Below are 25,345 nucleotides of genomic sequence, written 5' to 3'. Positions count from 1 at the left end.
AATTATCATGAACTATCAGGATACCGCGCAGCAGATCATCAACAAGATCGGCGGCAAGGACAATATTCTGTCGCTGTTTCACTGTATTACCCGTCTGCGTTTTTTACTCAAAGATAACAACAAGGCCGATCGCGCGGCGCTGGAAGCGCTGGATGGCGTGATAGGCGTCAACATCTCTGGCGATCAGTTTCAGTTGATTATCGGTAACGATGTGGCCCCGCTGTGCGACGCGCTGCTGGCCCAATTACCCGGCGTCTCGTCCGGCGGCGCTGTGCAACATGGCAAACGCCGCAATCCTGTATCGGTGCTGCTGGAGGGGCTGTCCAGTATCTTCTCGCCGATCATTCCGGCGATTGCCGGGGCCGGTATTCTGAAAGGCGTACTGGCGCTACTGGTTGCGATGCAGTGGCTGGAAACCAGCAACCAGACCTACCAAATCCTGCTCGCCATCAGCGACGGCGTGTTTTACTTTATGCCGCTGGCGCTGGCTTTCAGCGCCGCCAATAAGTTCGGCGCAAATCCTTACGTTGCAGTAGCGCTGGCCGCCGCCCTCTTCCATCCTGCGATACAGGCGCTGTTTAAATCCGGCGCGCCGGTCAATTTTATGCACCTGCCGGTGCCAACCGTGAATTATGCCTCAACGGTGATCCCGATCCTGCTGGCCGTCTGGCTGCTGAGCCGGGTAGAAAAACTGATTGATCGCATCATGCCCGGCGCACTGAAAACGATGTTTGTGCCGCTGCTGAGCCTGGTGATTGTCACGCCGATTACGCTGATTGCCATTGGCCCGCTGGGAATTTTCGCCGGTAATGCGCTCTCCGGCGGCATTATCTGGCTGGTGGAAAATGCCGGCATCGTGGCGGGCGTGGTGGTTGGCGGCACGCTGTCGATGATCATCATCACCGGTATGCACTACGTGCTGGTGCCAATCATGATCAACAACATCAGCACTCTGGGTTTCGATCCGTTCAAAATCCTCTTCTATATTGCCAACCTCGGCCAGGCGGGCGCGGCCTTTGGCGTGTTCCTGCGGGCGCGGGATAAAAAGCTGAAATCGCTGGCGCTGACCACCAGTTTCAGCGCGGCCATGGGTATTACCGAACCGGCGATGTACGGCATCAATATTCGCTATAAACGCCCGTTTGCCGCTGCGCTGATTGGCGGCGCGTGCGGCGGCGGCCTTGCCATGGCGATGGGGGTGAAAACCTACGCCTTTGCGCTCAGCGGCTTGCCCGGCCTTCCGGCGCTGGTCGGCCCGACATTTTTATGGGCGCTGGTCAGTATCGCCATTTCGTTTGTCTGCGCGGCGGTCGTCACGGTGATCCTCGGATTTGAAGAGACGGTGGTGGCTGGCGTCAGCCCGATGTCAGTGGCGCGTACCGAAGAAAAACTGTTTGCCCCGGTGAGCGGCGAACTGAAACCCCTCAACGCCCTCAGCGACCCGGTATTTGCCGATGAGATTTTCGGTAAAGGGCTGGCGATTTACCCCACCAGCGGCGAGTTGCGCTCCCCGGTCAACGGCAAGGTGGAATCCCTGTTTGAAACCCATCACGCACTGGCGCTGCAAAGCGATACCGGCGCGGAGATCCTCATTCATATCGGTATCGACACGGTAAAACTGGGCGGTAAGTACTTCACCAGCCACATCGCCGCCGGGCAAAACGTCGAGGTAGGCGATCTGCTGGTGAGCTTTGATCTGGCGGCGCTGAAGGCCGCTGGCATCGATCCGAGCGTGATTGTGGTGGTCACCAACAGCGAGCAATACGGCGATATCAGCCCGGTCAAAGCACAAGGCGATGTCGCCAGCCGGGACGCATTTCTCACACTGACCGCGACAGCGGCGTAAGGAGCAAAGGTATGGCATTTTCGAAAGCATTCCCGGAAGGATTTTTATGGGGCGGCGCAACAGCGGCGAATCAACTGGAAGGCGCATGGAATGTGGGCGGCAAAGGGCTTTCTGTTTCTGATGTCTACACGTTTGATATCAATACGCCGCGCGAGCGCTGGCTCGATCAATGGCTTGGCATGACGCACGCTCAGATCCGCGAAGCGCAGGATCCAGACAGTAAAAAGTACTACCCGAAACGCAAAGGCAACGACTTTTACCACCACTTTAAAGAGGATATCGCCCTGTTCGCCGGGATGGGTTTTAAGTGCTTTCGCATGTCGATTGCCTGGACGCGTATCTTCCCGCGCGGCGATGAAACCACGCCGAACGAAGCCGGGCTGAAATTCTACGACGAGGTGTTCGATACGCTGCTGGCGCACGGTATTGAGCCGATTGTGTCGCTGTCGCACTACGAGATGCCACTGGCGCTGGTGACCGACTACGGCGGCTGGCCGAACCGCCAACTGGTGGATTTCTACGTGCGTTTCGCCACTACGGTGTTCACCCGCTACCGCAAAAAAGTGAAGTACTGGATGACCTTCAACGAGATCAACTGCGTGAAGCATCACCCGTATGTCAGCGTTGGTGTGATTGAAGAGGACAATCCGCATCTCGAACAGGATAAATACCAGGGCGCGCACCATCAGTTTGTTGCCAGTGCGCTGGCCACCAAAGCCTGCCACGCCATTATTCCCGGCTCGCAGGTCGGCTGCATGATCAGCTACCAGATGCTCTATCCGCACACCTGCCACCCGGATGATTTGCAGGCCTGTGAAGAGATGCAGCGCGTGTCGCTGTTCTTTAGCGACGTGCAGGCGCACGGTTACTACCCGGCGTACACCGATCGCATGCTGACGGAAAAAGGCGTCACGCTGCAAAAAGTGGTCGGCGATGATGAGATCCTGCGCCAGCACCCGGTCGATTTCGTCTCCTTTAGCTACTACATGTCGAGCACCGTTAGCGCGCACCCGGAAAAACTGGAAATCGCGGAAGGCAATATGGTGACTGGCGGCATCCGCAACCCGTACCTGCCGACCAGCCAGTGGGGCTGGCAGATTGACCCGAAAGGGCTGCGTCTCGCCTTAAACCAGCTCTATGACCGCTACCAGAAGCCGCTGTTTATTGCCGAAAACGGCCTCGGCGCGGTGGATACCGTCAACACGGACGGCTCCATCGACGACGATTACCGTATTGATTATCTGCGCCAGCACGTGGAGCAGATGCAGGAAGCGATTGGCGACGGCGTCGATCTGTTTGGCTACACCTGGTGGGGGCCGATTGACGTGGTCAGCGCCGGAACGGCGCAAATTTCCAAACGCTACGGCTTTATCTATGTTGACCAGGATGACATGGGCAACGGTACGCAGGCGCGCTCGCTGAAGAAAAGTTATCACTGGTACAAAAAACTGATCGCCTCTAACGGCGAAGACTTACGCGATTAAGGAGCTGAGATGGCTATTTTCCCGAAAGATTTTTTGTGGGGCGGCGCGATTGCCGCCAACCAGGCGGAAGGCGCATGGAACGAGGATGGCAAAGGGCCATCGATTGCCGACGTGGTGCGCGGCGGTATCGCTTCCGGCAAACATGATGCGGTGATTGACCCGAATCTCTATTACGCCAGCCACGAAGCGATTGATTTCTACCATCACTACAAAGAAGACATCGCGCTGTTCGCAGAGATGGGATTCAAATGCTTTCGTACCTCGATTGCCTGGTCGCGCATTTTCCCGCGCGGGGATGAAACCACGCCAAACGAAGCGGGGCTGAAATTTTACGACGATCTGTTTGATGAACTGCTGAAGTACGGCATTGAACCGGTGATTACCCTCTCCCACTATGAGACGCCGCTGGCGCTGTATCAGGAGTATGGCGGCTGGAAGAATCGCCAGTTGATTGATTTCTTCAGCCGCTACTGCGAAACGGTATTCCGCCGTTACCAGCGCAAGGTCAAATACTGGATGACCTTCAACGAACTGAACAACATGAACCGCATGCCGTTCGCCACTGGCGCGGTGGATGCCAGCGCTGGCGCACAGGATATCTGGCAGGCGAATCACCACCAGTTTGTCGCTAACGCACTGGCGAACAAACTGTGCCACGACATCATTCCCGACGCGCAAATCGGCTGCATGCTGTCGCTGAGCACCGTTTACCCGGCGACCTGCAACCCGGAAGATATCTTCTCTACCCTGCAGTTACGCCGCCGTTCGCTGTTTTTCTCCGATGTGATGATGCTCGGCCACTATCCGGCATTTGCGCCGCGTCTGTTCCGCGAGCTGGGCGTGGAGCTGGCCATTGCCGATGGCGATCTGCAACTGCTGGCCGATTATCCGTCGGACTATCTCGGCTTTAGCTATTACCGCAGCGTGCTGCACCAGGCGGGCGGCCAGTTCCGCATTGATACTGGCGGCACCGCCGGGCTGGATAACCCGTTTCTTGAAAAAACCGCCTGGGGCTGGCCGATCGATCCGCAGGGTTTCCGTATCGTCTGTAATGAACTGGCGGATCGCTACCGCAAGCCGCTGTTTATTGTGGAAAACGGCTATGGCGGCGTCGATGAGCCGGATGACAGTGGGCAGATTAACGATCTGGCGCGAATCGATTATGGCCGCCGCCATATTCAGGCAATGGCAGAAGCGATTGACGATGGCTGCGACATTATGGGTTACACCTGGTGGGGACCGATTGATATCGTCAGTGCCGGAACCGGCGAGATGAAAAAGCGCTATGGCTTTATCTATGTCGACAAAGATAACGACGGCAACGGTACGCTGAAGCGCAGCAAAAAACGCAGTTTCGAATGGTATCAGCAAGTTATCGCCAGTCATGGTGAAGTGCTGTAAGGTTGAGGCTCGCATTGTGTTCCCGTGCGGTTGGTTGGCGCCGGATGGCGGCTTCGCCTTATCCGGCCTACGCCGTTTCAGCAGGATGCTGGCAGGGTTTGTAGGCCGGGTAAGCGTCAGCGCCACCCGGCAATCCGGCCGCACCGGACATTTTTCTGGCTTAGACAAGGTACCTATGAGCACATGGCATTTGGTTGACCCCGAACTTCGTCCCGCGCTGGAATCCTGGACACCCGCTACGCTCAACGCCGATGCCCTGCCCGCCTTACGCGCGCAGCGTCAGCAGGCCGCGCTGGCGGCTATGCAACTTGATGATGGCTTAGCGCTGGAGATGAGCGAGCGCACTATTGAAGGCATCGACGGCGAACCGCCGGTTCGGGTGCGCATTATCGCCCCGGCAATGCCACGCGCTAATCGTATGGGGATTTTGCATATCCACGGTGGCGGCCATCTGCTTGGCAGCCCCGAGCAATCTCTGTCGCTGACGCGACCGACAGCAGCGCGCCATGACTGCGTGGTGGTGTCGGTGGATTATCGCCTGTCGCCGGAAACCCGCTTTCCGGGTTCGCTGATGGATTGCTACGCCGCGCTGGTGTGGATGGCGGAGCACCCGGCGGAACTGGGTATCGATGTCAATAATATCGGTTTGATGGGCGACAGCGCGGGGGCAGGCGTTGCCGCCGGGCTGGCGCTGCTGGCGCGGGATCGCCACGGGCCTGCGCTGGCATTTCAGAATCTGATGTTCCCGATGCTCGATGACCGCACGGTCACCAACACCGAACTGAACCCGGCAACCGGGGAATTTATCTGGACGCGGGAGAATAACGACTTTGGCTGGCGTGCGCTGTTGGGCTGCGAGCCGGGTAGCGAAGAGGTTTCGCCTTATGCTGCTCCGGCGCGGGCACGCGATCTGGCGGGTTTGCCGCCGACATGGATTGGCGTCGGCACGCTGGATCTGTTTCTCGATGAGAATATGGCGTGGGCACAACGGCTGATTCAGGCGGGTGTGGCAGTGGAGATGAATATCTGGCCTGGCGCTTACCACGGCTTTACTTCCGATCCGCAGGCTGAGGTTGCACAGCGGGCGCGGGAAACGCGTCAGGCCTGGCTGGCTCGCGTTAATTGCCGAACATAAGCCTGATAAAACGACGCCGCCAGCCGGTACATTGCCCGCTGGCGGCGTCGATTGCCGGATAAGGTGTATCCGGCCTGCAAAATGCGTTACTGCGCGGCAGTCGGTTTACGCGGACGGCGACGGCGTGCGCCGTTTCCTGCCGGTTTACCCTGGCCGTCACGCGCAGGCTGGGCGTTACCATCCAGACGGCGTGAACCCCCTTCACTGCGGCGTGGAGCACGTGGTTTTTGCGCTTCACCGTCAGTGCGACGCGGGGAGCGCGGTTTCTGCTCCTCACCCTCATTGCGGCGCGGCGCGGACTGACCACGACCACCGCCGCCCTGCCCGCGACCACCACCCTGACGACCGCCGCCCTGGCCGCGACCATTCTGGATCGGTTCGGCTTTGATTGACGGATCCGGCTCATAGCCTTCGATGGCAATGCGCGGGATCTCTTTTTTCAGCAGACGTTCAATGTCGCGCAGCAGTTTGTGTTCATCAACGCAGACCAGCGACAGCGCTTCACCGGTAGCCGCCGCACGCCCGGTACGGCCGATACGGTGGACGTAATCTTCCGGTACGTTCGGCAGCTCATAGTTCACCACGTGCGGCAACTCTTCGATGTCGAGACCGCGCGCGGCGATATCCGTTGCCACCAGCACGCGAATATCCCCGGATTTGAAATCTGCCAGCGCACGGGTACGCGCGCCCTGGCTCTTGTTACCGTGGATCGCCGCACTGGTGATGCCATCTTTATTCAGTTGTTCCGCCAGATGGTTAGCGCCGTGTTTGGTGCGGGTAAAGACCAGCACCTGTTGCCAGTTACCCTGGCCAATCATCTGCGACAACAGTTCACGCTTACGTTTTTTATCTACAAAATGCACATGCTGCGTCACCTGCTCGGAAGCGGTGTTGCGGCGCGCCACCTCAATTTCCAGCGGGTTGTGCAGCAGCTTTTCCGCCAGCGCTTTGATCTCGTCGGAGAAGGTCGCGGAGAACAGCAGGTTCTGACGACGCTGCGGCAGTTTTGCCAGCACGCGGCGAATATCGTGGATAAAGCCCATATCCAGCATGCGGTCGGCTTCATCCAGCACCAGAATTTCCACGCTATCGAGTTTCAGCGCATTTTGGTGTTCCAGATCGAGCAAACGGCCAGGCGTAGCCACCAACACATCAACGCCACCGCGCAGTTTCATCATCTGCGGGTTGATGCTGACGCCGCCAAACACCACCAGCGAACGGATGTTCAGATACTGGCTGTAATCGCGCACGTTTTCACCGATTTGCGCCGCCAGTTCACGGGTTGGCGTCAGGATCAGCGCACGCACCGGGCGACGAGCTTTCGCGTGCGGCTCTTTTTGCACCAGCAGTTGCAGCAACGGCAGGGTGAAACCGGCCGTTTTACCGGTACCGGTCTGGGCGCTGGCCATCAGGTCGCGGCCTTGCAGTACGGCGGGGATCGCCTGCTGCTGGATAGGGGTCGGCTGAACATAGCCCTGCTCGGCGATTGCGCGCAGGATTTCCGGATTCAGGCCAAGGGCATCAAATGACATAACAACTCCACACCGCCCCGACCTGTCACAGGTGTAGTTTTCAGGGAGATATAATTTGACTGATGACAAAAACCACAATGTCATGAAGGTGCGGAGTGTATCAGCTTTTGTGATCGAGCGCATAAATATCCGGCCAGGGATCGTCTGCAATCTTTCCGCCTGTTGCAGGTCAGCATAGCAGCGCCTGCTGAACCGGTTTCCGCTTCACTCGTCACCTTTTCCCTGCATGGCGCTGGACAAGTTTCGTTCTGAAGCATAAATTTAATCAATCGATTGATTAATTATTTTGCCGCCATGAATACGACCCCAACGACCAGTAAAGGCGAACAGGCCAAACAACAGTTGATTGCCGCCGCGCTGGCGCAATTCGGTGAATACGGGCTGCACGCTACCACCCGCGATATCGCCGCGCTGGCCGGGCAAAATATTGCGGCGATCACCTATTACTTTGGTTCGAAAGAGGATTTATACCTCGCCTGCGCCCAGTGGATCGCCGACTTTATCAATAAGAATTTCCACCCGCATGTTCAGGCCGCCGAAGCGCTGTTCGCGCAACCGGAGCCGGATAAGGCGGAGATACGCGCCCTGATCCATAGCGCCTGCCGCAGCATGATCACGCTGCTCACCCATGATGAGACGCTGAACCTGAGCAAATTTATCTCCCGCGAGCAGCTCTCGCCAACGCGGGCGTATCAGCGAGTACACGATCAGGTCATTGCGCCGATGCACAGCCATCTTACCGCCCTGCTGGCGGCCTATACCGGGCGAGAGGCAACGGATACCGAAACCATTATTCATACCCACGCGCTGCTCGGTGAAATTCTCGCGTTTCGTCTCGGGCGGGAAACCTTCTTGTTGCGTGCGGGATGGTCGCAGTTTGACGAAGAGAAAACCGCGCAGATTTATCAGGTTATCACCTGCCATATCGATCTCATTTTGCAAGGATTAACGCACAGGAGTCCGGAGTGATGAAAAAACCTCTCGTTACGGTGTTGATTGTGGTGGTCGTTATCGCCGCGCTGGCTGGCGGCTGGATGTGGTATCAGAGCAGGCAGGAGCGCGCGCTCACCCTGTACGGTAACGTTGATATTCGCACGGTGAATTTGAGTTTCCGCGTCGGCGGACGGCTCGCTTCGCTAAACGTTGATGAGGGCGATGCGATCCAGGCCGGACAGACCCTCGGTGAGATCGATAAAGCGCCTTATGAGAACGCCTTATTGCAGGCGCAGGCCAATGTCACCACTGCGCAAGCGAAATACGATCTGGCTACTGCCGGCTACCGTGATGAAGAGATTGCCCAGGCTGTCGCGGCGGTGAATCAGGCGCAGGCCGCCTATGACTATGCGCAAAACTACTATCAGCGTCAGCAAGGGTTATGGAAAAGCCGGGTGATCTCCGCCAACGATCTGGAAAATGCCCGTTCCACACGAGATCAGGCGCAGGCAACGCTGAAATCCGCGCAGGACAAGTTAAGCCAGTACCGCACCGGTAACCGCCCGCAGGAGATTGAACAGGCGAAAGCGGGCCTTGAACAGGCGCAGGCCGCACTGGCGCAGGCGCAACTGGATCTGCATGACACCACGCTGGTCGCCCCTTCCGCCGGGACAATCCTGACCCGCGCCGTTGAGCCAGGCAGCATGCTCAGCGCGGGCAGCACCGTATTCACCTTGTCATTAACTCGTCCGGTATGGGTGCGCGCGTATGTTGATGAGATCAACTTGCAGCAGGCGCAGCCGGGTCAGGAGGTACTGCTTTACACCGATGGACGGCCGAATAAGCCGTATCACGGCAAAATCGGCTTTGTCTCGCCCACTGCCGAATTTACGCCCAAAACCGTACAAACCCCGGATCTGCGAACGGATCTGGTGTATCGCCTGCGCATTATCGTTACCGATGCCGACAACTCGCTGCGCCAGGGGATGCCGGTAACCGTGCATTTTGCGGGCGAGGCGCGTCATGAATGAGGCATCCATCCAATTACGCGGGCTGGTAAAACGCTTTCCGGGCATGGAAAAACCCGCCGTCGCAAAGCTCGATTGCGAGATTCGCGCCGGGTATGTCACCGGGCTGGTCGGCCCGGATGGCGCAGGGAAAACCACGCTGATGCGGATTCTTGCCGGATTGATGAAGCAGGATGAAGGCAGCGTGCAGGTGATGGGGCTGGACCCGCTACGTCAGGATAGCGAATTGCACGCCATGCTCGGTTATATGCCGCAAAAATTCGGGCTGTATGAAGATTTAACGGTAATGGAAAACCTGAATCTGTACGCCGATCTGCGCAGCGTCACCGGCGAGCAGCGCCGCCAGACCTTCGAACGCCTGCTGGAGTTTACCGCTCTCGCCCCGTTTACCGGACGGCTGGCCGGAAAGCTCTCCGGCGGGATGAAGCAGAAACTGGGGCTGGCCTGCACGCTGGTCGGCGAACCGAAAGTGCTGTTGCTGGATGAGCCGGGCGTCGGCGTTGACCCGATTTCCCGCCGCGAACTGTGGCAGATGGTGCATGAACTGGCGGGCGAAGGGATGCTGATCCTCTGGAGCACGTCGTATCTTGATGAAGCGGAGCAGTGCCGCGATGTGCTGCTGATGAACGAAGGCGAATTGCTGTATCAGGGCGAGCCGACTGCGCTGACGCAACGCATGGCCGGGCGCAGTTTTCTTGTCACCAGCGCGCAGGAGAACAACCGCCGCTTGCTGCGTCTTATTCTGCGTCAACCGCAGGTCAGCGATGGCATGATTCAGGGGCGCTCGGTGCGCATGATCCTGAAAAAAGAGGCGCACGCCGACGACATTCGCCACGCCGACAACATGCCGGTATTAGAGATAACGGAAACCGCGCCGCGCTTTGAAGATGCATTTATCGATCTGCTCGGCGGCGCGGGCGCGTCCGAATCCCCGCTGGGGGCGATTCTGCATACGGTGGAAGGCAGCACGGACGAAACGGTGATTGAAGCCCGCTCGCTGACCAAAAAATTTGGTGATTTTGCCGCTACCGATCATGTCGATTTTGCCGTCAAGCGCGGTGAAATCTTCGGCCTGCTGGGGCCGAACGGCGCGGGTAAATCGACCACTTTCAAGATGATGTGCGGTTTGTTGGTGCCCACCGACGGCCAGGCGCTGGTGCTGAATCTCGATCTCAAAGTCAGCTCCGGCAAAGCGCGTCAGCATCTGGGTTATATGGCGCAAAAATTCTCGCTGTACGGCAACCTGACGGTGGAGCAGAACCTGCGCTTTTTCTCCGGCGTCTATGGCCTGCGCGGACGGGCGCAAAACGAAAAGATAACCCGCATGAGCGAGGCGTTCGGGCTGAAAACCATTGCTCATCATGCAACCGATGAATTGCCGCTGGGCTTTAAGCAGCGCCTGGCGCTGGCCTGCTCGCTGATGCATGAACCAGATATTCTGTTCCTTGATGAACCCACTTCCGGCGTCGATCCACTGACGCGCCGGGAGTTCTGGCTGCATATCAACAGCATGGTGGAGAAAGGCGTGACCGTGATGGTCACCACGCACTTTATGGACGAAGCCGAGTATTGCGATCGTATCGGGCTGGTGTATCGCGGAAAGCTTATCGCCAGCGGCACGCCGGATGATTTAAAGGCGCAAAGCGCCGATGCGGATAACCCGGATCCAACAATGGAGCAGGCTTTTATTACGCTTATCCATAACTGGGATAAGGAGCACGGCCATGCATCTTAACACTCTCAGCTGGCGGCGCGTGCGGGCGCTGTGCGTCAAAGAGACGCGGCAGATTGTCCGCGACCCCAGTAGCTGGCTGATTGCCGTCGTCATCCCGCTGTTGCTGCTGTTTATCTTCGGTTACGGCATCAACCTTGATTCCAGCAAGCTACGGATTGGCGTGCTGCTGGAGCAGCAGAGCAAAGAGGCGATGGATTTCACCCATACGCTGACCGGCTCGCCCTATATTGATGCCACGATCAGCGATAACCGCCCGCAGCTCATCCAGATGATGCAGGCCGGACGTATTCGCGGGCTGGTGGTGGTGCCGACGAATTTCGCCGCGCAGATGGCGCGTGCAAATGAAGTTGCGCCGATTCAGGTGATCACCGATGGCAGCGAACCGAATACCGCCAACTTTGTGCAGGGCTACGTACAGGGGATCTGGCAACTCTGGCAGCAGCAGCGGGCAGAAGATCGGGGCCAGACATTTGAGCCGTTGATCGATGTACAGACCCGCTACTGGTTTAACCCGGCTGCCATCAGCCAGCATTTTATTATTCCAGGCGCGGTGACCATCATCATGACGGTGATTGGCGCCATCCTCACCTCGCTGGTGGTGGCGCGAGAATGGGAGCGCGGCACGATGGAGGCCCTGCTTTCAACCGAAGTGACGCGCGCGGAATTGCTGCTGTGCAAGCTGATTCCCTACTATTTTCTCGGTATGCTGGCAATGCTGCTGTGCATGCTGGTGTCGGTGTTTATTCTCGGTGTGCCTTATCGCGGCTCGCTGCTGATTTTATTTCTCATCACCAGCCTGTTTTTGCTCAGCACGTTGGGGATGGGGCTGCTGATTTCCACTATCACACGTAACCAGTTTAATGCCGCACAGGTCGCGCTGAACGCCGCCTTTTTGCCGTCGATTATGCTATCCGGTTTTATCTTCCAGATTGACAGTATGCCCGCCGTTATCCGCGTGGTGACCTACATCATTCCGGCGCGTTATTTCGTCAGTACCCTGCAAAGCCTGTTTCTGGCGGGCAATATCCCGGTGGTGTTGATGGTTAACGTCCTGTTTTTGATTGCTTCGGCGCTGATGTTTATTGGCCTGACGTGGCTGAAAACCAAACGCAGACTGGATTAAGGAAAACCCATGTTTCACCGTTTACTGACGCTTATCCGCAAAGAGTTACAGTCGCTACTGCGCGAACCGCAAACCCGCGCCATTCTGATCCTGCCGGTGCTGTTGCAGGTGCTGCTGTTCCCCTTTGCCGCCACGCTGGAAGTGACCAACGCCACTATCGCCATCTATAACGAAGATAACGGTAAGCACGCGGTTGAGCTGACGCAGCGTTTTGCCCGCGCGAAAGCCTTTACCCATATTCTGCTGCTGAAAAGCCCGCAGGAGATACGCCCGACCATCGATACGCAGAAAGCGTTATTGCTGGTGCGTTTTCCGGCCGATTTTTCCCGTAATCTTGATAGCGGCATCACCGCGCCAATGCAGTTGATCCTCGACGGGCGCAACTCCAACAGTGCGCAAATCGCCGCCAATTATCTGCAACAAATCGTGCAGGATTATCAGCAGGAGCTGCTGAGCGGCCAGCAGAAACCGAATAACAGCGAGCTGGTGATTCGCAACTGGTACAACCCGAATCTTGATTACAAATGGTTTGTGGTGCCGTCGCTGATCGCCATGATCACCACCATCGGCGTGATGATTGTGACCTCGCTGTCGGTGGCGCGCGAACGCGAACAGGGCACGCTGGATCAGCTACTGGTTTCGCCGCTGTCCACGTGGCAAATCTTTGTCGGCAAAGCCGTGCCGGCGCTGATTGTCGCAACGTTTCAGGCAACGATTGTGCTCACCGTCGGCATTCTGGCCTATAAAATTCCCTTTGCCGGATCGCTGCTGCTGTTCTATTTCTCAATGCTGATTTATGGCTTGTCGCTGGTGGGTTTCGGCCTGCTGATTTCGTCGCTTTGCGCGACGCAGCAGCAGGCATTTATTGGCGTGTTTGTCTTTATGATGCCCGCGATCCTGCTGTCGGGCTATGTGTCACCGGTGGAGAACATGCCGGTCTGGTTGCAGGATTTAACCTGGGCCAACCCTATCCGGCACTTTACCGATATCACCAAGGAAATTTATTTGAAGGATGCCAGCTTGACGATTGTCTGGCAGAGTCTATGGCCGCTGGTGGTGATTGCGGCCGTCACCGGATCAGCGGCGTATGCGCTGTTTCGCAGAAATATTGCCTAACTTGCGCTCTTTGGTCAGCAGCGAAACCACCGCCGGACCCGCAAGAATAACCAGTCCGACGGCGGCCAGAATAAAGTGGTTAGGCAGCACGCGGTAAAGCAGCCAGATAACGATCAGCGACGCGCCGAAATACCAGGTGGTGGTCAACTCTTCCAGCACATCGCCGATGCCGCGCCAGCGTGCATCGTGGTGGCGCTGAAGAAACAGCATCAGCAGTACGGACACGCCGTAAAGTACGCACAGGCCCAGACCGACGCGTACCAGAGAACCGCTCATCCAGCCCATCACCAGCAGCGCTACAATCAGCATATGCAACATAATCTGCCAGCAACTCAGGCCAGTTACATCACGAATGTGTTGTTGCCACTTCATGGCCTCTCTCCTGAAGAATTTTTGTCTTTTTGAAGAGTACGCGGATTTACGGAAAATTCCGTAACCCCGCCACAATTTGTGACAGGGACTACAATTTATTTTCACGAGGAGAGTGACGCTGGCAGGAGAATTATGACCCAACACGCGCGACATTTTTCATTGAAAGTGCTCACCATTAATACCCACAAAGGCTTTACCGCGTTTAACCGGCGCTTTATTTTGCCTGAGCTGCGCGACGCGGTACGGACCGTCAGCGCGGATATCGTCTGCCTGCAGGAAGTGATGGGCGCCCACGAAGTACATCCACTGCATGTGGAGAACTGGCCGGACACCACCCACTATGAATTTCTTGCCGATACCATGTGGAGCGATTACGCCTACGGACGCAACGCGGTTTATCCCGAAGGCCATCACGGGAATGCGGTGCTTTCCCGCTATCCGATTGAACACTTTGAAAATCGTGATGTTTCTGTCGATGGCAGCGAAAAACGCGGCCTGCTCTACTGTCGCATTACGCCCCCGGATCTCGGCCATTCAGTACATGTCATTTGCGTTCATCTTGGCCTGCGGGAAGCTCATCGCCAGGCGCAGCTCGCCATGCTGGCAGAGTGGGTGAATGCGCTGCCCGAAGGCGAACCGGTCGTGGTGGCGGGCGACTTTAATGACTGGCGGCAAAAAGCCAACCATCCGCTGAAGACGCAGGCCGGGCTGGAGGAGATTTTCACCCGCGCTCACGGCCGCCCTGCCCGCACTTTCCCGGTCGCGCTGCCCTTGTTGAGGCTCGATCGCATCTATGTGAAAAACGCCAATGCCAGCGCGCCGACCGCGCTGCCGCTGCGTAACTGGCGACACCTTTCCGATCACGCCCCTCTGAGCGCGGAGATCCACCTATGAAATGCACATGGCGGGAAGGTAACCGTATTCAGTTGCTGGAAAACGGCGACAACTACTATCCGGCGCTGTATGACGCCATCGACCATGCGCAGCAACGCGTCATCCTGGAAACCTTTATCTGGTTTGAGGATGACGTTGGCCGCCAGTTGCAGCAGGTGCTGCTGCGGGCCGCCCGGCGCGGGATCAACATCGAAGTGCTGCTGGATGGTTACGGCTCGCCGGATTTAAGCGAACCGTTTGTCAACGAACTGACCACCGCGGGCGTGGTATTCCGCTATTACGATCCGCGCCCGCGCCTGCTCGGTATGCGCACCAATCTCTTTCGCCGCATGCACCGTAAAATTGTGGTGATCGATAACACCGTGGCTTTCGTTGGCGGTATTAACTATTCAGCGGAACATCTCACCAGCTATGGCCCGGAAGCCAAGCAGGATTACGCCGTGCGCGTTGAAGGGCCGATTGTGGAAGATATTCTGCAATTTGAGCTGGAGAATCTGCCGGATAACGCGCCGGCAAAACGTTGGTGGCAGCGCCGACGCCATCGCCCGGAAGAGAACCGCACGCCCGGCGAAGCGCAAGCGCTGTTTATCTGGCGCGATAATAACGATCATCGCGACGATATTGAACGTCATTATCTGAAGATGCTGGCCAAAGCCCGCCGTGAAGTGATTATTGCCAACGCCTACTTCTTCCCCGGTTATCGCCTGCTGCACGCCATGCGCAACGCTGCCCGGCGCGGGGTGTCGGTGAAACTGATTGTGCAGGGCGAGCCGGATATGCCGATTGTCAAAGTCGGCGCGGAGCTGCTGTACAACTATCTGCTGAAAGGCGGCGTTCAGGTGTATGAATATCGCCGCCGCCCGCTGCACGGCAAAGTAGCGCTGATGGACGATCACTGGGCGACCGTCGGTTCCAGCAACCTCGATCCGCTCAGTCTGTCGCTGAATCTGGAGGCTAACCTGATTATCCATGACCGTGAATTTAACCAGACGCTGCGCGACAATTTGCAGGCCATTATTCGTGAGGACTGCGTGCGGGTGGACGAATCGATGGCGCCGAAGCGCACCTGGTGGAACCTTGGCAAGAGCATTGTCGTGTTCCACTTCTTACGCCATTTTCCGGCCATGGCCGGCTGGCTTCCTGCACATACGCCGCAGCTGTCGCAGGTGAAACCGCCCATCCAGCCGGAAATCGAAACCCAGGATCGTGCGGAAACAGAACATCCGGGGGTGAAACCCTGATGAAGAAATCCCATCCTCGCTGGCGGCTGGCGAAAAAGATCCTGACGGTGCTGTTTTTTATCGCCGTGGTGGTACTGCTGGTGCTCTATGCGCAGAAGGTCAACTGGGACGATGTCTGGCAAGTGATTGGCGACTACAACCGCACCGCATTGCTTAGCGCCGTCGCGCTGGTGATTGTCAGCTATGTGCTGTACGGGTTTTATGATCTGCTCGGCCGCGCTTACTGCGGGCATAAACTGGCGAAACGCCAGGTGATGCTGGTGTCGTTTATCTGTTATGCCTTTAACCTGACGCTCAGTACCTGGGTTGGCGGCATCGGCATGCGCTATCGGCTCTATTCACGCCTTGGGCTGCCAGGCAGCACGATCACGCGGATTTTCTCACTCAGTATTACCACCAACTGGCTGGGCTACATTTTGTTGGGCGGTGTGATCTTTTCCTTTGGCGTGGTGCAGATCCCGGCGCACTGGTATATCGATGAACGCACGCTGCGCATTGTTGGTGTGGTACTGCTGCTGGTGATTATCGGCTATTTGTGGTGCTGCGCTTTCGCTAAGCGCCGTCATCTGACGGTGAAAGGCCACAAGCTGGTGTTGCCTTCATGGAAATTCGCCGTCGCCCAGTTAGTGATCTCCAGCGCCAACTGGATAGCAATGGGCGCAATTATCTGGCTGCTGCTGGGCATGAAAGCGGATTTCTTTTTTGTGCTCGGCGTGCTGCTGGTAAGCAGTATTGCCGGGGTGATTGTGCATATTCCGGCGGGTATCGGCGTGCTGGAAGCGGTATTTATCGCCCTGCTGGCGGGTGAACATGTGGCGCAGGGAACCATTATCGCGGCCCTGCTCGCTTATCGCGTGCTCTACTATTTTCTGCCGCTGCTGCTGGCGCTGATCGGTTATCTGGCGCTGGAGAGCCGGGCGAAGAAACTGCGGGAGAAAAATGAACGCGCGATGGAGAAAGTGGGCTGATTGATTCGATGGCGGCGGATTGCCGGATGGCGGCTTACCGCCTTATCCGGCCTACGGGCCAGGCATGGACAATGCGGGATCTGTAGGCCTGATAAGCGAAGCGCCATCAGGCGATTTGCCTGATGGCGGCTTGTGCCTTATCCGGCTTACGGGCCAGGCAAGGGCAATGCGGGATCTGTAGGCCTGATAAGCGTAGCGCCATCAGGCGATTTGCCTGATGGCGACTGACAATTTAACGGCGGTTGCCGAAAATGCGCAACAGCATCAGGAACAGGTTGATAAAGTCGAGATACAGCGTCAGCGCGCCGAGAATGGAATACTTACGTAACAGCGAAGCATCGCGGGTATCGATCTGCTCGCCAATGTTTTTCAGCTTCTGCGTGTCGTACGCCGTCAGACCAACAAAAATCACCACGCCGATATAGGTCACCGCCCACATCAACGCTTCGCTTTTCAGCCAGAAATTCACCAGCGAAGCAAGCACGATGCCGATCAGCCCCATAAACAGCATGTTGCCGAAACCGCTGAGATCCCGTTTGGTGGTGTAACCGTACAGGCTCATCGCACCGAACATGCCGGCGGTGACCACAAAGGTCGCGGCAATAGATTCAGTAGTGTAAATATGCAAAATACTGGAGAGGGTCAGCCCGGTCAGCGCGGAATAGAGCATAAATAGCGTGGTTGCCATGCCCGCACTCAAACGCTGAATCAAGCCGGAAAGCACAAATACCAGCGCCAGCTGCGCGATAATCAGCCCAAAAAAGGTAATCTGGCTCGAAAAAACTAGGGCCATGATTGCATCATTACCAGCCACATACCAGGCGACAAAAGCGGTGAGCAGCAGGCCGCAGGTCATCCAGCCATAGACCTGCGCCATATAGGTCTGAAGCCCGGTGCGGCTCTGCTGGACGATAGAATCAGAACGAGGATAACGGTCCATAGTCACTCCTGATAGATGGGGTTATATCACTAAGGTTAACACATCCTGGTTCAATGAATTACCAACGCTGTGCAGCCTGTTTATCGCTGTCGCGGGCTTCAACCCAGCGATCGCCTTCTGCGGTGGCTTCACGCTTCCAGAACGGCGCGCGGGTTTTCAGGTAATCCATAATAAATTGCCCGGCATCAAAGGCGCTGCTGCGATGGGCGCTGGCGACGCCGACAAACACGATTTCATCGCCCGGCCAGAGTTCTCCGACGCGGTGATAAACCGTTACGCGGCCAAGCGGCCAGCGGCTGCGCGCTTCTTCAACGATTGAAGCCAGCGATTTTTCAGTCATGCCCGGATAGTGCTCCAGCGTTAATGCGCTGACGCTGTCGCCAAGATTGTGGTTGCGCACTTTGCCGGTAAAGGTCACCACGGCGCCATCTTCATCATTCGCCGCCAGCCAGCTGTACTCTTCGCCGACGTTAAATGCCGCGCGTTCGACACAAATTCGCGTCTCGCTCATTTTAGCCTCCGGTGACCGGCGGGAAAAACGCCACTTCATCACCGCTGCTTAACGGGTGATCGAAGCTGACCAGCGTCTGGTTCACCGCCGCCAGCAGCTTGCCCTCTTCCAGCGCCAACGACCAGCGATCGCTCTTTGCCGCCAGATGCTGGCGCAGCGCTTCAACGGACGGAAAAATCGTCTCAGAGACCAGACTGTCGCAGCCGACCAGTTCGCGCACTTGCGCAAAGAAAAATATATTAATCATCGTGTTGCACCTTGAAATCCCCCGACTTGCCGCCGCTCTTTTCCAGCAGGCGCACCGGGCCAATCACCATATCTTTCTGCACGGCTTTACACATATCGTAGATAGTCAGCGCGGCAACCGAAGCCGCCGTCAGCGCTTCCATTTCGACGCCGGTTTTACCGCTCAGACGGCAGACCGCTTCGATACGCACACGGTTGTGCTCCGGCTGCGCCTGCAACTGGACTTCCACTTTGCTCAGCAGTAACGGGTGGCACAGCGGGATCAGCTCCCAGGTGCGTTTCGCCGCCTGAATGCCCGCAATACGCGCCGTGGCAAATACGTCGCCTTTGTGGTGGCTGCCTTCGACAATCATCGCCAGCGTGCGGGCCTGCATAGTGACAAACGCTTCCGCGCGCGCTTCACGAACGGTTTCGGCCTTGGCGGAAACATCCACCATATGCGCTTCACCCTCGGCATTAATATGGGTCAGTTGTGACATAACTTACTTCTTAAGATGGGGATGGAAATTACACGGACGCGTGCGCGCATCAAGCTGCGGCGCAATGATATTTTCCCAGGCGGTACGACAGGCTTTTGTCGAACCGGGCATGGCGAAAATCAGCGTCCTGTTGGCGATACCGGCCACCGCGCGGGACTGCAATGTCGCAGTGCCGATCTCTTCGAAAGAGAGCATGCGGAACACTTCGCCAAACCCTTCAACTTCGCGATCGAACAGCGGCAGCAGCGCTTCCGGCGCCTGATCGCCCTCGGTCAGCCCCGTGCCGCCGGTAATCAGCACCACCTGCACGTCGTCGCTGGCGATCCACGCGGAGACCTGCGCACGGATCGCGTAACGGTTCTCTTTGACAATCGCTTTCGCCACCAGCTGATGACCGGCATCGTGCGCGGCGTCGCGCAGCCAGTGACCGGAGGTATCATCCTCTTCGCCACGACGGTTAGAGACCGTCAAAATAGCAAGCCTGAGCGGAATAAATTCAGCGCTGACCTGGCTCATCTCATTCTCCTTGCGGCTTAGCCGCCAATGTATGAAAGGTTTTGCGTAATGCCCGTGTTGCCATCATGCAGGAAGTGCGTCTGCTTTTTATGCGTCAGCGCGACTGCAATGCGTTGCTCCAGCATCGTTTGCTGCGTATCGGCCTGCATCAGGTCGCGCAGATTCACACCGCCATCGCCGAACAGGCACAAATGCAGTTTGCCCGTGGAGGAGACGCGCAGACGGTTGCAACTGGCGCAGAAATCTTTTTCATACGGCATGATAAGACCGATTTCACCGACGTAATCCGGGTGGCAGAACACTTGCGCCGGACCATCGCTGCGCTGGCGCAACTGGTGGATCCAGCCGCGTTTGAGCAGCGCATCGCGCAGCACCATGCCGGAGATGTGATGATTGCGGAACAGCTCGCTGCCCTCTCCGGTCTCCATCAATTCGATAAAGCGCAGCTGGATAGGACGCGATTTGATCCACGCCAGAAAGGTATCAAGCTGGTGATGATTCACATCGCGCATCAGCACGGTGTTCACTTTGACTTTGGCAAAACCGGCGGCAAATGCGGCGTCGATGCCGTCCATCACCTGGCGGAATTTATCCTGCCCGGTAATCGCATGAAACTGGCGGGCATCGAGGCTGTCGACGCTGACATTGATGGCGGTAAGCCCGGCATCGCGCCACAGCGCAACGTCGCGGGCCAGCCGATAACCGTTGGTGGTCACCGCGATCTGGCGAATGGCGGCGTTTTCATGTACGGCGGCGATGATGTCGGGGAAATCCCGGCGCAGTGACGGTTCTCCGCCCGTCAGACGCACTTTTTCGGTGCCCATGGCGCTGAAGGCGCGCGTGACACGGCGAATTTCATCGACGCTGAGAAAGCCATTGTTGTTGACGCTGCCCGGCTTGTAACCGTCCGGCAGGCAGTAGGTGCAACGAAAATTGCACACATCCGTGATCGACAAACGCAAGTAATAAAACTTACGCGCGAACGCATCAGTAAGTTGTGAGGGCATGTACACCTTTCCAAATACGGGAGATGCAGTCATTTCTTCCTGCACCCTGGCAGCGAAAACCGTTGCCGGTTTTGCTACGGCCAAATCGTCATATTTCACGATTAACCGGAAACGTAGACGAAGAGGCTAGAGTGTATGTTTTGTCAGTAACGCTAAAATTGCTTAAGGCGATAGTAGCGCGGGAAAATTCTTTTCGCCATCATGAATATCGCTATATATTTTTATATATATCGCCATGATCACGCACTTTCGCTACAGAGTACGAGAAAATCGCGTTTTTGCATTGATATGTGTCATTTTCCACTCAGCGAGGCATCGTCTTTTGGTGGTATTTAGGCTAACGTAGCGCGGTAAATCTTACTAAGGAATCATTATGCGTAATCGCACACTGGCAGATCTGGATCGTGTTGTCGCACTCGGCGGCGGACATGGTCTGGGGCGTGTGATGTCTTCGCTTGCGTCGCTGGGATCGCGTCTCACCGGCATTGTAACCACTACCGATAATGGTGGTTCTACCGGGCGAATTCGCCGCTCAGAAGGCGGCATTGCCTGGGGCGATATGCGCAACTGTTTGAACCAATTAATCACCGAGCCGAGCGTCGCTTCGGCGATGTTTGAATACCGTTTTAGCGGCAATGGTGAACTTTCCGGGCATAACCTCGGAAACCTGATGTTAAAAGCGCTGGATCACCTGAGCGTGCGGCCTCTGGAAGCCATCAATTTAATTCGTAATTTATTAAAAGTGGATGCCTTTTTAATTCCTATGTCGGAACAACCTGTCGATTTAATGGCCACCGACAGTGAAGGACATCAAGTATATGGCGAAGTGAATATCGACCAGCTTCATGCGCCGATTCAGGAATTAATGCTGTTTCCCAGGGTGTCCGCCACCCGGGAAGCAATACAGGCGATTGCCGAAGCGGATTTGATTCTCATCGGTCCCGGCAGCTTTTACACCAGCCTGCTGCCGCTGTTGCTGCTGGAAGAGTTAGCGCAGGCGCTGCGCCGCACGCCCGCGCCCGTTGTGTTTATCAGCAATCTGGGGAAAGAGCTCAGCCCCGCCGCCGCCAGCCTGTCGCTCGCCGATAAACTGGCCATTATGGAACAATATGTCGGCCGAAAGATTATCGATGCCGTGGTCGTCGGGCCGAAAGTGAATGTCAGCGCCGTCACTGAAAGATTAATTATTCAGGAAGTGCTGGAAGCAGGCGATATCCCCTATCGCCACGATCGCCATCTGCTGCGCGCCGCGCTGGAAAAGGCGGTACAGCAACTGGGTTAACTTTTCAGCGGCCATTTTTACTCGCCGCTGGATTGCTTAATTTCTTAAGGTTGTCTTAAAAAACGCCTGTCAGCATAGCGCTACTTTCCTTTACTGGACCAGAGAATACCTATGCTTCACCTTCGTCGACCGGCGTTAAGCCGTCTTCAGTTTATTATTCTGTTTGCGCTCTATATTGCGCTGGCGCTGAATATCGTTTTCTACCATCAGGCTTTTACGCTATTACCGGTAAACTCGCTGCGTAACTGGCTGGTATTTCTGTCAATGCCGGTGGTGGCGTTCAGCGTGATCAATATCCTGCTGTCGCTGGCGTCATTCTTCTTTCTTGAACGCCCGCTTATCACGGTGTTTGTGCTGGTCAGCGCGGCAGCGCAATATTTTATTTCGACCTTTGGCATCGTCATTGACCGCTCAATGATCACCAATATTCTCGACACCACGCCTGCGGAAAGTTTCGCCCTGATGTCGACAAAAATGGTGCTGACGATTTTACTGACGGCCATTGTGCCGGTACTCATTGCCTGGTTTATTAAAATTAAACCGGCGCAATCAGCGCTGCGCAGCATCGCGTATCGCGCGGTCAGTATCGTTATTTCTGCGCTGCTTATCGTGCTGGTGGCGCTGCTGTTTTATAAAGATTACGCCTCGCTGTTCCGCAATAATAAAGAGCTGGTGAAATCTCTCAGCCCGTCCAACTCCATTGTGGCGTCTCTGTCCTGGTATTCCCATAATCGCATGGATAACTTGCCGCTGGTACGTATTGGTGAAGATGCTCAACAACGCCCGGAAATGAAAAATGGTCCGCGTAAGAACCTGACCATACTGGTCGTGGGTGAAACGTCCCGCGCGGCGAATTTCTCGCTTGGCGGTTATGAGCGTGAAACTAACCCGCTGTTAAAACAGGATAATGTTATTTACTTTCCGAACGCGACATCCTGCGGCACAGCCACCGCTGTCTCGGTCCCGTGCATGTTTTCGGGGATGCCGCGGGAACATTACGACGATCAGCTTGCCCATCATCAGGAAGGGTTGCTGGATATTATCCAACGCGCCGGCATTCAGGTTTTATGGAATGAAAATGACGGCGGTTGTAAAGGCGCTTGCGATCGCGTGCCGCACCAGGATGTGACGCAGTTAAACCTGCCGGAATATTGCATTAAGGGTGAATGCCAGGATGAGATCTTATTCCACGATCTCGCCAGCTATATCGACAAATTACAGGGCGACGGCATTATCGTTTTACATACCATTGGTAGCCACGGGCCGACTTATTACAACCGTTATCCGGCGCAGTTCCGCAAATTTACGCCGACCTGTGATACCAACGAAATTCAGGGCTGCTCACAGCAGCAACTGGTAAATACCTACGATAATACCATTTTGTATATCGACTATATTGTTGATAAAGCGATTAAATTATTGCAATCCAAACAGGACAGATTTACCACCAGCCTGGTGTATCTCTCCGACCATGGTGAATCGCTGGGTGAAAATGGCGTTTATTTGCACGGTCTGCCTTATTCCATCGCACCGGAAACACAAAAACATATTCCGATGCTGATCTGGTTGTCCGATGACTACCAGAAACGCTACGGCGTGAATAACCAGTGTCTGCAAAAAAATGCGCGGGAGAAGGCGGTTTCGCAGGACAACCTCTTCCCGACAATGTTGGGTATACTGGGGGTCAGCACGAAAGAGTACCGTGCTGAAGACGATATTTTAACGTCTTGCCGGGAGCAGGCGAAATGAAAATTCTGGTGGTTGAAGACGATGCTCTGCTGTTGCAGGGGTTGATTCTGGCGATGCAAAGCGAAGGATATGCCTGCGATGGCGTATCCACCGCGCACGAAGCGGTGCTGTGTCTGGCGAACGGCCACTACAGCCTGATCGTGCTCGATCTTGGTCTGCCCGATGAAGACGGATTACATCTGCTCGCCCGTTTGCGGCGAGAAAAATATACCCAACCGGTGCTGATTCTCACCGCCCGCGATACGCTGGAAGATCGCGTCGCCGGGCTGGATACCGGCGCGGACGACTATCTGGTCAAACCCTTCGCGCTGGATGAACTGAATGCCCGTATCCGCGCGCTGCTGCGCCGTCATCATAATCAGGGTGAAAACGAAATCACCCACGGTAATCTGACGCTGAATGTTACCCGCCGCCAGGCATGGCTGGACAACCAGTTGCTGGATCTGACGCCGAAAGAGTACGCCCTGCTTTCGCGCCTGATGCTGAAAGCCGACAGCCCGGTGCACCGGGAAATTCTCTATAACGATATCTACAACTGGGACAACGAGCCCTCGACCAATACGCTGGAAGTACATATTCATAATCTGCGCGACAAAATCGGCAAATCGCGCATCCGTACCGTCCGCGGGTTTGGCTACATGCTGGTTCAGCCGCAACACCGGGAGTAATCAATGGCGTTTTTCAATTTCAGCCACTGGAGCATGCGCCGCCGTCTGCTGCTGACCATCGGCGGGATTCTGGTGTTTTGCCAGTTGGTCAGTGTGTTCTGGCTGTGGCATGAAAGTGAAGAGCAGATCCAGTTGCTGGTGCAGGCGGCGCTCCACAACCATAACAACCGTAAACATGTTGAACATGAAGTCCGCGAGGCGGTCGCCAGCCTGCTGGTGCCAAGCCTGCTGATTATCGGGCTGGCGCTGGTGCTTTGCATGCAGGCGGTCAAAGCCATTACCCGCCCACTGCTGGAGTTGCAGGAAGAGCTTAACAAACGTACGCCGAATAACCTGCAACCGATTACGTTAAATAACAGCGTCAGCGAAGTGGAAGCTGTTACGACATCAATTAACGATCTCGTCTCGCGGCTGACGCTCACGCTGGATCGCGAGCGATTATTTACAGCAGATGTGGCGCATGAGCTACGCACGCCGCTGGCCGGGCTGCGGCTGCATCTGGAGTTGATGGCAAAAACCAACGGCATCAACGTCGAGCCGTTGGTACAGCGGCTCGAACAGATGACGGAAAACATCGCGCAGTTGTTGCTGCTTGCCCGCGTCGGGCAGTCTTTTTCGGCTGGCAGTTACCAGCAGGTACGGCTGATGGCCGACGTGGTGGTGCCCATTCGCAGCGAGCTGGAAACCATGCTCGCCGGGCGCAAGCAAACGCTGGCGGTGCCGGAAATTGACGCCGATATTGCCGTCTCCGGCGATGCCACGCTGTTAAGGCTGCTGGTGAGAAATCTGGTGGAGAACGCGTACCGCTACAGCCCGGAAGGTTCGGTCATTACGATACGCATCGAACCGGCTGCTACGCCAGTGCTGGCCGTGGAGGATGAAGGTCCGGGCATTGATGAGAGCCGCAGCGGAGAACTGAGCAAAGCGTTTGTGCGCATGGACAGCCGTTACGGCGGAACCGGGCTGGGGTTAAGCATTGTGTCGCGTATTGCACAGCTTCATGACGCACAGTTCTTTTTGCACAACCGCCTGACGCAATCCGGGGTGCGGGCGTGGATTAAATTTCTTCCGGCCGCCCGCTATTTGCCATCAGTAGCTCAGCACCCACAGATGAGCGAAACCGATCACTAATGCCAGTG

Annotated in this window: 24 protein-coding genes and 1 riboswitch; of the genes, 16 read left to right on the top strand and 8 right to left on the bottom strand. The window is 56.3% G+C overall.

The genetic code is table 11. The features are described 5' to 3' along the window. Positions 1-7: 7 nt before the first annotated feature. From C0557_RS07375 to C0557_RS07360, 4 genes are all read left to right on the top strand, one after another. Positions 8-1,846, top strand: coding sequence for a beta-glucoside-specific PTS transporter subunit IIABC (locus C0557_RS07375; protein WP_208658006.1), 1,839 nt, complete (start codon positions 8-10; stop codon positions 1,844-1,846). A gap of 11 nt (positions 1,847-1,857) precedes the next feature. Continuing rightward, entirely contained in the window at positions 1,858-3,330 is a 1,473-nt protein-coding gene (locus tag C0557_RS07370; RefSeq protein ID WP_208658005.1) for a glycoside hydrolase family 1 protein, read from the top strand. 9 nt (positions 3,331-3,339) lie between these two features. Then, positions 3,340-4,731 (top strand): glycoside hydrolase family 1 protein, encoded by a 1,392-nt coding sequence (locus C0557_RS07365; protein WP_208658004.1) that lies wholly within the window; start codon positions 3,340-3,342, stop codon positions 4,729-4,731. Between the two features lie 175 nt (positions 4,732-4,906). Next, entirely contained in the window at positions 4,907-5,866 is a 960-nt protein-coding gene (locus C0557_RS07360; RefSeq protein WP_208658003.1) for an alpha/beta hydrolase, read from the top strand. Between the two features lie 86 nt (positions 5,867-5,952). Here C0557_RS07360 and rhlE read toward each other — a convergent pair whose 3' ends face one another. After that, a complete protein-coding gene (gene rhlE / locus C0557_RS07355; RefSeq protein ID WP_208658002.1) occupies positions 5,953-7,398 on the bottom strand; it encodes an ATP-dependent RNA helicase RhlE in 1,446 nt (481 codons plus the stop codon). Between the two features lie 294 nt (positions 7,399-7,692). On the opposite strand from rhlE, the gene cecR reads away from it, so the two are divergent. From cecR to C0557_RS07330, 5 genes are read left to right on the top strand one after another with little or no spacing between them, the layout of a single operon-like run. After that, positions 7,693-8,367, top strand: a complete 675-nt coding sequence (gene cecR, locus C0557_RS07350) for a transcriptional regulator CecR (RefSeq protein ID WP_208658001.1) — start codon at positions 7,693-7,695, stop codon at positions 8,365-8,367. Further along, positions 8,367-9,362 (top strand): secretion protein HlyD, encoded by a 996-nt coding sequence (hlyD, locus tag C0557_RS07345; RefSeq protein ID WP_208658000.1) that lies wholly within the window; start codon positions 8,367-8,369, stop codon positions 9,360-9,362. The genes cecR and hlyD overlap by 1 nt, the downstream gene beginning before the upstream one ends. Beyond that, positions 9,355-11,094: an ATP-binding cassette domain-containing protein gene (locus C0557_RS07340; RefSeq protein WP_208657999.1), complete on the top strand. Its 1,740-nt coding sequence runs from the start codon at positions 9,355-9,357 to the stop codon at positions 11,092-11,094. The genes hlyD and C0557_RS07340 overlap by 8 nt, the downstream gene beginning before the upstream one ends. Beyond that, positions 11,084-12,217, top strand: a complete 1,134-nt coding sequence (locus C0557_RS07335) for an ABC transporter permease (protein ID WP_007373976.1) — start codon at positions 11,084-11,086, stop codon at positions 12,215-12,217. Before C0557_RS07340 ends, C0557_RS07335 begins: the two co-directional genes overlap by 11 nt. 9 nt (positions 12,218-12,226) lie before the next feature. Then, positions 12,227-13,333: an ABC transporter permease gene (locus C0557_RS07330; RefSeq protein WP_208657998.1), complete on the top strand. Its 1,107-nt coding sequence runs from the start codon at positions 12,227-12,229 to the stop codon at positions 13,331-13,333. Here C0557_RS07330 and C0557_RS07325 read toward each other — a convergent pair. Further along, positions 13,295-13,705, bottom strand: a complete 411-nt coding sequence (locus C0557_RS07325) for a YbhQ family protein (protein WP_074775385.1) — start codon at positions 13,703-13,705, stop codon at positions 13,295-13,297. The genes C0557_RS07330 and C0557_RS07325 overlap by 39 nt on opposite strands. A 132-nt stretch (positions 13,706-13,837) precedes the next feature. On the opposite strand from C0557_RS07325, the gene C0557_RS07320 reads away from it, so the two are divergent. The 3 genes from C0557_RS07320 to C0557_RS07310 are packed head-to-tail and all read left to right on the top strand — an operon-like array spanning position 13,838 to position 16,808. Then, positions 13,838-14,599: an endonuclease/exonuclease/phosphatase family protein gene (locus tag C0557_RS07320; protein WP_208657997.1), complete on the top strand. Its 762-nt coding sequence runs from the start codon at positions 13,838-13,840 to the stop codon at positions 14,597-14,599. Next, on the top strand, positions 14,596-15,840 hold the full coding sequence (clsB, locus tag C0557_RS07315) for a cardiolipin synthase ClsB (protein WP_208657996.1): 1,245 nt from the start codon (positions 14,596-14,598) through the stop codon (positions 15,838-15,840). Before C0557_RS07320 ends, clsB begins: the two co-directional genes overlap by 4 nt. After that, the gene (locus C0557_RS07310) at positions 15,840-16,808 is read left to right on the top strand and encodes a lysylphosphatidylglycerol synthase domain-containing protein (protein ID WP_208657995.1); all 969 of its coding nucleotides are present in this window, start codon (positions 15,840-15,842) and stop codon (positions 16,806-16,808) included. The genes clsB and C0557_RS07310 overlap by 1 nt, the downstream gene beginning before the upstream one ends. A 232-nt stretch (positions 16,809-17,040) precedes the next feature. Here the strand turns inward: C0557_RS07310 and C0557_RS07305 are convergent, their stop codons facing one another. The 6 genes from C0557_RS07305 to moaA form a co-directional block, all read right to left on the bottom strand. After that, a complete protein-coding gene (locus C0557_RS07305) occupies positions 17,041-17,748 on the bottom strand; it encodes a Bax inhibitor-1/YccA family protein (protein ID WP_208657994.1) in 708 nt (235 codons plus the stop codon). A 58-nt stretch (positions 17,749-17,806) separates the two neighbouring features. Further along, positions 17,807-18,259: a molybdopterin synthase catalytic subunit MoaE gene (gene moaE, locus C0557_RS07300; RefSeq protein WP_144134688.1), complete on the bottom strand. Its 453-nt coding sequence runs from the start codon at positions 18,257-18,259 to the stop codon at positions 17,807-17,809. A gap of 1 nt (position 18,260) precedes the next feature. Then, positions 18,261-18,506, bottom strand: a complete 246-nt coding sequence (gene moaD, locus C0557_RS07295; protein WP_208657993.1) for a molybdopterin synthase sulfur carrier subunit — start codon at positions 18,504-18,506, stop codon at positions 18,261-18,263. Next, positions 18,499-18,984, bottom strand: a complete 486-nt coding sequence (gene moaC / locus C0557_RS07290; RefSeq protein WP_007373967.1) for a cyclic pyranopterin monophosphate synthase MoaC — start codon at positions 18,982-18,984, stop codon at positions 18,499-18,501. The genes moaD and moaC overlap by 8 nt, the downstream gene beginning before the upstream one ends. A 3-nt stretch (positions 18,985-18,987) precedes the next feature. Then, positions 18,988-19,500, bottom strand: coding sequence for a molybdenum cofactor biosynthesis protein B (moaB, locus tag C0557_RS07285; RefSeq protein WP_035885936.1), 513 nt, complete (start codon positions 19,498-19,500; stop codon positions 18,988-18,990). 17 nt (positions 19,501-19,517) lie between these two features. After that, a complete protein-coding gene (gene moaA / locus C0557_RS07280; RefSeq protein ID WP_208657992.1) occupies positions 19,518-20,507 on the bottom strand; it encodes a GTP 3',8-cyclase MoaA in 990 nt (329 codons plus the stop codon). Continuing rightward, a riboswitch (molybdenum cofactor riboswitch) is annotated at positions 20,495-20,653 on the bottom strand. It overlaps the preceding gene by 13 nt. Positions 20,654-20,880: 227 nt before the next feature. Here moaA and yvcK point away from each other — a divergent pair. The 4 genes from yvcK (at position 20,881) to pmrB (ending at position 25,337) form a co-directional block, all read left to right on the top strand. Continuing rightward, the gene (yvcK, locus tag C0557_RS07275; protein WP_007373964.1) at positions 20,881-21,789 is read left to right on the top strand and encodes a uridine diphosphate-N-acetylglucosamine-binding protein YvcK; all 909 of its coding nucleotides are present in this window, start codon (positions 20,881-20,883) and stop codon (positions 21,787-21,789) included. Positions 21,790-21,894: 105 nt separating this feature from the next. Continuing rightward, the gene (gene eptA / locus C0557_RS07270) at positions 21,895-23,538 is read left to right on the top strand and encodes a phosphoethanolamine transferase EptA (protein WP_074775370.1); all 1,644 of its coding nucleotides are present in this window, start codon (positions 21,895-21,897) and stop codon (positions 23,536-23,538) included. After that, positions 23,535-24,206 carry a two-component system response regulator PmrA gene (gene pmrA / locus C0557_RS07265; RefSeq protein WP_074775368.1) on the top strand — a complete coding sequence of 224 codons (672 nt, stop codon included), beginning with the start codon at positions 23,535-23,537 and terminating at the stop codon, positions 24,204-24,206. The genes eptA and pmrA overlap by 4 nt, the downstream gene beginning before the upstream one ends. 3 nt (positions 24,207-24,209) lie before the next feature. Then, positions 24,210-25,337 (top strand): two-component system sensor histidine kinase PmrB, encoded by a 1,128-nt coding sequence (gene pmrB, locus C0557_RS07260; RefSeq protein WP_208657991.1) that lies wholly within the window; start codon positions 24,210-24,212, stop codon positions 25,335-25,337. The last annotated feature ends 8 nt before the right edge of the window (positions 25,338-25,345 follow it).

The organism is Kosakonia sp. MUSA4 (assembly GCF_013085925.1).
Lineage (GTDB): Bacteria > Pseudomonadota > Gammaproteobacteria > Enterobacterales > Enterobacteriaceae > Kosakonia > Kosakonia sacchari_B.
The sequence above is the reverse complement of the archived record's forward strand: the minus strand, read 5'-3'. Positions and strand labels throughout refer to the sequence as shown.